The 6,584-nt window shown below is 68.6% G+C and carries 6 protein-coding genes; 2 read left to right on the plus strand and 4 right to left on the minus strand.

The annotated features are described in order from the left end of the window. Positions 1–1,677 (minus strand): choline dehydrogenase, encoded by a 1,677-nt coding sequence (betA, locus tag ACWC09_RS31855; RefSeq protein WP_450854377.1) that lies wholly within the window; start codon positions 1,675–1,677, stop codon positions 1–3. A gap of 254 nt (positions 1,678–1,931) precedes the next feature. Here betA and ACWC09_RS31860 point away from each other — a divergent pair, with 254 nt between their 5' ends. Together ACWC09_RS31860 and ACWC09_RS31865 are read left to right on the plus strand one after the other, a co-directional pair. Continuing rightward, on the plus strand, positions 1,932–2,603 hold the full coding sequence (locus ACWC09_RS31860; protein ID WP_450854378.1) for an aggregation-promoting factor C-terminal-like domain-containing protein: 672 nt from the start codon (positions 1,932–1,934) through the stop codon (positions 2,601–2,603). Positions 2,604–2,726: 123 nt separating this feature from the next. Then, a complete protein-coding gene (locus ACWC09_RS31865) occupies positions 2,727–3,524 on the plus strand; it encodes an IclR family transcriptional regulator (RefSeq protein WP_450854379.1) in 798 nt (265 codons plus the stop codon). A 1-nt stretch (position 3,525) separates the two neighbouring features. Here the strand turns inward: ACWC09_RS31865 and ACWC09_RS31870 are convergent, their stop codons facing one another. The 3 genes from ACWC09_RS31870 to ACWC09_RS31880 all read right to left on the minus strand — a co-directional run bounded on the left by ACWC09_RS31870 (position 3,526) and on the right by ACWC09_RS31880 (position 6,326). After that, complete coding sequence (locus ACWC09_RS31870; protein ID WP_450854380.1) at positions 3,526–4,656, minus strand: aromatic ring-hydroxylating oxygenase subunit alpha; 1,131 nt, start codon at positions 4,654–4,656, stop codon at positions 3,526–3,528. A 150-nt stretch (positions 4,657–4,806) separates the two neighbouring features. Further along, positions 4,807–5,967: an NAD(P)/FAD-dependent oxidoreductase gene (locus tag ACWC09_RS31875; RefSeq protein WP_450854381.1), complete on the minus strand. Its 1,161-nt coding sequence runs from the start codon at positions 5,965–5,967 to the stop codon at positions 4,807–4,809. Next, positions 5,964–6,326, minus strand: coding sequence for a bifunctional 3-phenylpropionate/cinnamic acid dioxygenase ferredoxin subunit (locus tag ACWC09_RS31880; RefSeq protein WP_450854382.1), 363 nt, complete (start codon positions 6,324–6,326; stop codon positions 5,964–5,966). The genes ACWC09_RS31875 and ACWC09_RS31880 overlap by 4 nt, the downstream gene beginning before the upstream one ends. Positions 6,327–6,584: the final 258 nt, after the last annotated feature.

A 6,584-nucleotide genomic window follows, 5' to 3' on the forward strand; every position in this document is an offset into this window, starting at 1 on the left:
CTACCCGGCCTGCTTCTGGGCGTCGCGATGGCGGTAGTACGCGGCCTTCGACGGCGCCAGGGGCTCCTTGCCGAGGATCAGGTCGGCGGCCTTCTCGGCGACCATCATGACCGGGGCGTAGATGTTGCCGTTGGTGACGTACGGCATCACGGAGGCGTCCACGACCCGCAGGCCCTCCACTCCGTGCACCCGCATGCTGGTGGGGTCGACGACGGCCATCTCGTCGGTCGAGGGGCCCATCTTGCAGGTGCAGGACGGGTGCAGGGCGGTCTCGCCGTCCTTGGCGACCCAGTCGAGGATCTCCTCGTCGGTCTCGACGGACGGTCCGGGCGAGACCTCCCCGTCGTTGAAGGGGGCGAGGGCGGGCTGGTTGAGGAGTGTGCGGGCCACGCGGATCGCCTCGACCCACTCACGGCGGTCCTGCTCGGTGGAGAGGTAGTTGAAGCGCAGGGCAGGGTGTTCGCGCGGGTCCTTGCTCTTGATCTTCACGGAACCGATGGCGTCGGAGTACATGGGGCCCACATGCACCTGGTAACCGTGTCCGCCCGCGGGCACGGAACCGTCGTAGCGCACCGCGATGGGCAGGAAGTGGAACATCAGGTTGGGGTAGTCCACGTCCTCGTTGCTGCGGGCGAAGCCGCCGGCCTCGAAGTGGTTGGTGGCGGCCGGACCCTTGCGGAAGAGCCACTGGAGCCCGATGAAGGGGGCCCGCCACTTCGCCAGGTACGGCTGCATGGAGACAGGCTGCTTGCAGGCGTACTGGATGTAGACCTCGAGGTGGTCCTGCATGTTCTCGCCGACGCCCGGCAGGTCGTGCACGACATCGATGCCGAGGGCGCTGAGCTCCTCCGCGTTGCCGACGCCGGAGAGCTGGAGCAGCTGCGGGGAGTTGATCGCGCCGCCGCACAGGATGACTTCCTTGGCGCGGACCTGCTGGAGGGCGCCCTTGCCGCGCTGGTACTCGACGCCGACGGCCTTCTTGCCCTCGAAGAGGACGCGGGTGACGAAGGAGCGGGTCTTGACGGTGAGGTTGGGGCGCTTCCGGACGGGCTTGATGTACGCCTTCGAGGCCGACAGCCGGCGGCCGCGGTGGACGTTGCGGTCGAACTTGGCGAAGCCCTCCTGGCGGTAGCCGTTCACGTCGTCCGTGGGGGCGTAGCCGGCCTCCTCGGTGGCCTTCTGGAAGGCCGTGAAGAGGGGGTTGGTCGCGGGGCCGCGCTCCAGGACGAGGGGACCGTCGTGGCCGCGGAACTCGTCGTCCGGGTCGGCCGCCAGACAGTTCTCCATACGCCGGAAGTAGGGGAGACAGTGGGCGTAGTCCCAGGTCTCCATGCCGGGGTCGGCGGCCCAGCGCTCGTAGTCCAGCGGGTTGCCGCGCTGGAAGATCATGCCGTTGATGCTGCTGGAGCCGCCCAGGACCTTGCCGCGGGCGTGGTAGATGCGGCGGCCGCCCATGTGGGGCTCGGGCTCGGACTCGTACTTCCAGTCGTAGAAACGGCTGCCGATCGGGTAGGTCAGGGCCGCGGGCATCTGGATGAAGACATCCCACGGGTAGTCGGACCGGCCGGCCTCCAGGACCAGGACCTTGTTGGCCGGGTCGGCGGAGAGTCTGTTCGCCAGTGCACTGCCGGCCGAACCGCCGCCGACGATGACGAAGTCGTATTGCAGGGGAGCCATGGTGCCTCGTCTCGCTCGCGCCGTAGATACGCGACGCATGCTAATACCAGTATCGCTATACGCACTAGGTTGCGAGCCACGCAACTTACAAGGTCATGGTTTCGATGTCGTTACTTGCACGGGCGTCGTTTCGTCGCACCCCTCTGACATCACGTGTGAGCATCCACACCGTCTTCACCATTGCGCCAACCGCCCACACACGACAGAGTGTTCCAACTGCCGGACGCACCCGGCCAGTTAGGGAAGGAAGACGTGTGAACCCGATCTCGGTCCGGGGGTTCGCGGTGGCCTCGGCCACAGCGGTCACCGCTGTCGGAAGCGTCGTCGGCGTCGCCTCGGGCACCTCCGCACAGACGAACGACGCCGAGGCCACCAACCTCGACTCGACGCTCCTCGCGGACATACCCGCCGGAGAGCAGGCCCGGGTGCAGACCGCGTCCCTGACGCAGCAGGCCGACGTCCAGGCCGTCCAGGCGGACGCGAGCGCCAGGAAGGACGCCGAGGAGGCCGCCCGCAGGGCCGCCGCCCGGACCGCGGTCGCCAAGAAGGAGGCCGCGCGAAAGGCGAAGGAGGCCAAGGAGACCAAGGAGACCGCCTCCCGGGACACTCCGGTCACGCCCGTGCTGGCCACCTACACGACCGCCCAGATCAAGGCGCTGGCGGCGCAGATGGTGCCGAGCGGCCAATTCCAGTGCTTCAGCAACATCGTGGAGCACGAGTCCGGCTGGAACATGAACGCCATGAACGCCTCCTCCGGCGCCTACGGCCTCTTCCAGGCCCTGCCGGCCTCCAAGTACTCGTCCGCGGGCTCCGACTGGCAGACCAACCCGGCCACCCAGATCAAGTGGGGCCTCAACTACATGAACGTCCGCTACGGCAGCCCCTGCGACGCCTGGGCCTTCTGGCAGACGCACCACTCGTACTGAGGTCCCGCACGCGTACCGAGGTTCTACGGCCGACCGTCATGAATCGTCCTCTACCAGGAAAAAAGACCTGGTCAGAGTCGCGACCGTAAACTGCTTGTACCGTACTACGCGTATAGTTTCGCTGTGAGCAACCACAGCCAAGACACCGAAACGTCAAATTCGCACGCCGGCGGAGTCCAGTCGGTCGACCGAGCCATCAGCGTCCTCGAGATCCTGGCCCATCGTGGCGAGGCCGGCGTCAGCGAGGTGGCCGCCGAGATAGATGTTCACAAGTCCACCGCGTTCCGTCTGCTCGGTGCCTTGGAGGCGCGCGGCCTGGTGGAACAGGCGGGCGAGCGCGGGAAGTACCGGCTCGGCTTCGGCATCGTCCGCCTGGCCGGCGCGGTCACGGGACGCCTCGACATCACCCAGCAGGGCCGCCCGGTCTGCGAGCGGCTCGCCGAGGAGATCGGCGAGACGATCAACATCGCGGTGATGCAGGAGCACTTCGCGATCAACCTCTACCAGGTGCGCGGTCCGGCGGCCGTCGCCGCCCACAACTGGGTCGGCGAACTGACCCCGCTGCACGCCACCTCCAGCGGGAAGATCCTGCTCGCGCACATGCCCGCCACGGACCGCGCCGCGCTGCTCGCCGACGTCGGCCTGAAGAAGGTCACCCCGCACACCATCACCGCGAAGGCGAAGCTGGAGAAGAACCTCGCCGAGGCGCGGGAGCGGGGCTACGCCTTCACCCTGGAGGAGCTGGAGATCGGGCTGCACGCCATGGCCGCCCCGGTACGCAACCAGGACGGCGAGGTCGTCGCGGCCCTCAGCGCCTCCGGCCCCTCGTACCGCTTCACCGAGGAGCGCCTGCACGAGCTCTCCCCGGTGCTCATCAAGGGCGCCGAGGAGATCAGCCACCGCATGGGCTACCTGGGCTGAGTCATCCCTGGGTGATGCCCAGGCGCTCGTTGACCCAGTCGTGGAAGGCGCCGATGTGGTGCTCGCTGGGCACCAGCACACCGCCCTTGGCGTACATGCGGGAGCTCATGCCGGGCTGGGTGCGTTCGCATGCCTCGAAGTCCTGCCGGTTGACCCGGTCGAAGAGCTCCACCGACCGGCTGACGTCCTTGCCGCTCTCGACGACGTGCGGCAGATACAGCCAGTCGCACTCGACGATCGTGCGGTCGACGGACACCGGGTACATCCGGTGGAAGATCACGTGGTCGGGGACGAGGTTGATGAACACCTGCGGCTTGACCGTGATCGCGTAGTAGCGGCGGTCCTGGTCGTCGGCGACACCGGGGATGCGGTCGAGGCCCTCGGAGCCGTCGACGGTGAAGCCCTGGACGTCCTCGCCGAACTCGGCGCCGTGGCCGACGTAGTACTGGGCCGCGTAGCCGTCCGCGAACTCCGGGAGTACTTCGGTGAGTTCGGGGTGGATCGTGGCGCAGTGGTAGCACTCCATGAAGTTCTCGATGATGAGCTTCCAGTTGGACTTCACGTCGTAGACGATCCGCTTGCCGACGGAGAGGCTGTCGATGTCGTAGTGCTCGATCGACTCGACGTCACCCAGGCGCTCCACGATCGCGCCCATCACGTCCTCCTCGAAGGACGGCGGGTTCTCCGCGAGGCAGACCCACACATAGCCGAGCCATTCACGGACCGCCACGCTCGCCAGCCCGTACTCGGTGCGGCCGACGTCGGGCATCTTGGTCAGGTTCGGCGCGGCGACGAGCTTGCCGTCCAGGCCGTACGTCCAGGCGTGGTACGGGCACTGGAAGGCTCGCTTGACCTCGCCGGACTCCTCGGTGCAGAGCTTGGCGCCGCGGTGCCGGCACACATTGAAGTACGCGCGGATGCCGTTGTCCCGCGCGCGGGTGATCAGGATGCTCTCGCGGCCCACGTCGACCGTGCGGAAGGCGCCGGGCTTGGCCAGTTCGGAGGCGCGCGCGACACAGAACCACATGGTCTCGAATATGCGCTCCTGCTCCAGGGCGAAGATCGCCGGATCGGTGTAGGAGGAGCCGGGCAGGGTTGCGATCAGGCTGTCCGGCAGGCTGGTCGAGGTCACGGTGCACTCCTCGGGAACGTCGTGGAGGGGTCATTCACGCGCCGGGAAGAGCGACTCCGGACGGCGTTGGGACAATGCGCGCTTCTGTTGTCTATGACGCAACTGTGCGTGCTATATGAAACCGCAGCATGGGATGCCGTATCGGCGGTGTCAAGACGTGGCGGCGAGTTGCTTGCGCCAGCGCATGAACAGCCGCGGCTGGTTCATGCCGAGCACGGCGACCGGGATGCCGGCGCGCCGGTAGACGGCGAGAACGTTGCGGTCGTCGGCCGCGCCCTCCTCGATGGTCACGGTGTCGGCACCGGCCGCGTGACCGGAGAACTGGATCTTCACGCCGTACTGGTCGGACCAGAAGTACGGCGGCCGGGGCACGCCCGGTTCCACCGCTCCCCCGGCCAGCAGGGTGGCGACGGCGGCGTCGGGCCGCTCCCGGGCACCGGTCCAGTGCTCGACGCGGCGATGGGCGCCCGCGCGGGGGTCGTACCAGTTGGCGCAGTCGCCGACCGCGATCACACCGGCCAGGCTGGTGCGCCCGTCGGCGCCGCACTTCACGCCGTTGTCGAGCTGGATGCCGGAGCCCTCCAGCCACTCGACGCACGGGCGTGCTCCCACGCCCACGACGACGATGTCGGCGGGGATGCTGCGACCGTCCTCCATCAGGACGGCGTCGACGCGACTCTCGCCGCTCAGCCCCTTGACGCCGACGCCGCACAGCAGCCGTACGCCGTGGTCCGCGTGGAGGCCGGAGACGACGGCGCCCATTTCCTCGCCGAGGGGTCCGGCGAGCGGGGTCGGGGCGGCCTCGACGACCGTCACGTCGAGCCCGAGGACGTACGCCGTGGAGGCGACCTCGGCACCGATGAAGCCGCCGCCGATCACCACCAGCCGTCCGCCGCGGGCGAGTTCGGCGCGCAGGGCGCGGGCGTCGTCCAGGGTGCGCAGGGTGTGCACGCCGGCCAGGCCCTCGGAGCCGGGCAGGGTGCGGGCGGCGGCGCCGGTGGCGATGACGATGCCGTCGGCGCGGACCTCCCGCCCGCCCGCGAGCCGTACGGCCCGCTCGGCGCGGTCGAGTCCGGTGGCACGGGCGCCCAGCAGCCACTCGGCGCCCAGGTCCTCGTCGTCCGTCTCCAGCACGAGGTCGGCTTCACCGAGGGTGCCGGCCAGGAACTCCTTGGACAACGGGGGCCGGTCGTACGGGCGGTGGATCTCGTCGCCGATGACGACGAGCCGCCCGTCGTAGCCCTGCCTGCGCAGCGAACGCGCCGCCGACAGTCCGGCGAGCGACGCGCCCACCACGGCAACGGTCCTCACGCGGGACCCCCGGCGAGGCGGGAGGTGATGCAGGGCGGCAGGTTCGGGGCGTCGGTCGACACCTGGACGTAGATCATGCCGTCCTCGACCACGACCTCGTGCGTCCGCACCGGCAGCTTGGCCGGCGGGGCGTCGACCTTGCCGGTACGCAGGTCGAACTTCGAGGCGTGCAGGGGGCATTCCACCTCGCAGCCCTCCAGCCAGCCGTCGGCGAGCGAGGCGTCCTGGTGGGTGCAGGTGTCGTCGATGGCGAACACCTCGCCGTCATCGGTATGGAACACCGAGACCGGCGGATCGATGTCGAGCCGGAAGGCCTCACCTCGCGGGAGATCCACGAGACGGCACGCGGGAATCATCATGACACCTCGGTGCGTATAGCGAAACGGATTGCGGTAAGCGCAACACCAGTCTGAGGTCGCCCAGAACCCTTGTCAAGGAGTTCCTAAGGCGCGACAAGCCGTTACCTGAGGTTGCTCGACAGGCAACATCGCGGGCGATGCGCGCCGTCAAAACGGCAGCCCGTCGTTCCTGTCTACTCGGGCGGCGGCAGCGACATCGGACAGCCCATGCGGTCCAGCTCCGCGCCCCACCTCGACCAGGTCTCCCTCGCACCGACG

This window comes from Streptomyces sp. NPDC001617 (genome assembly GCF_053596855.1).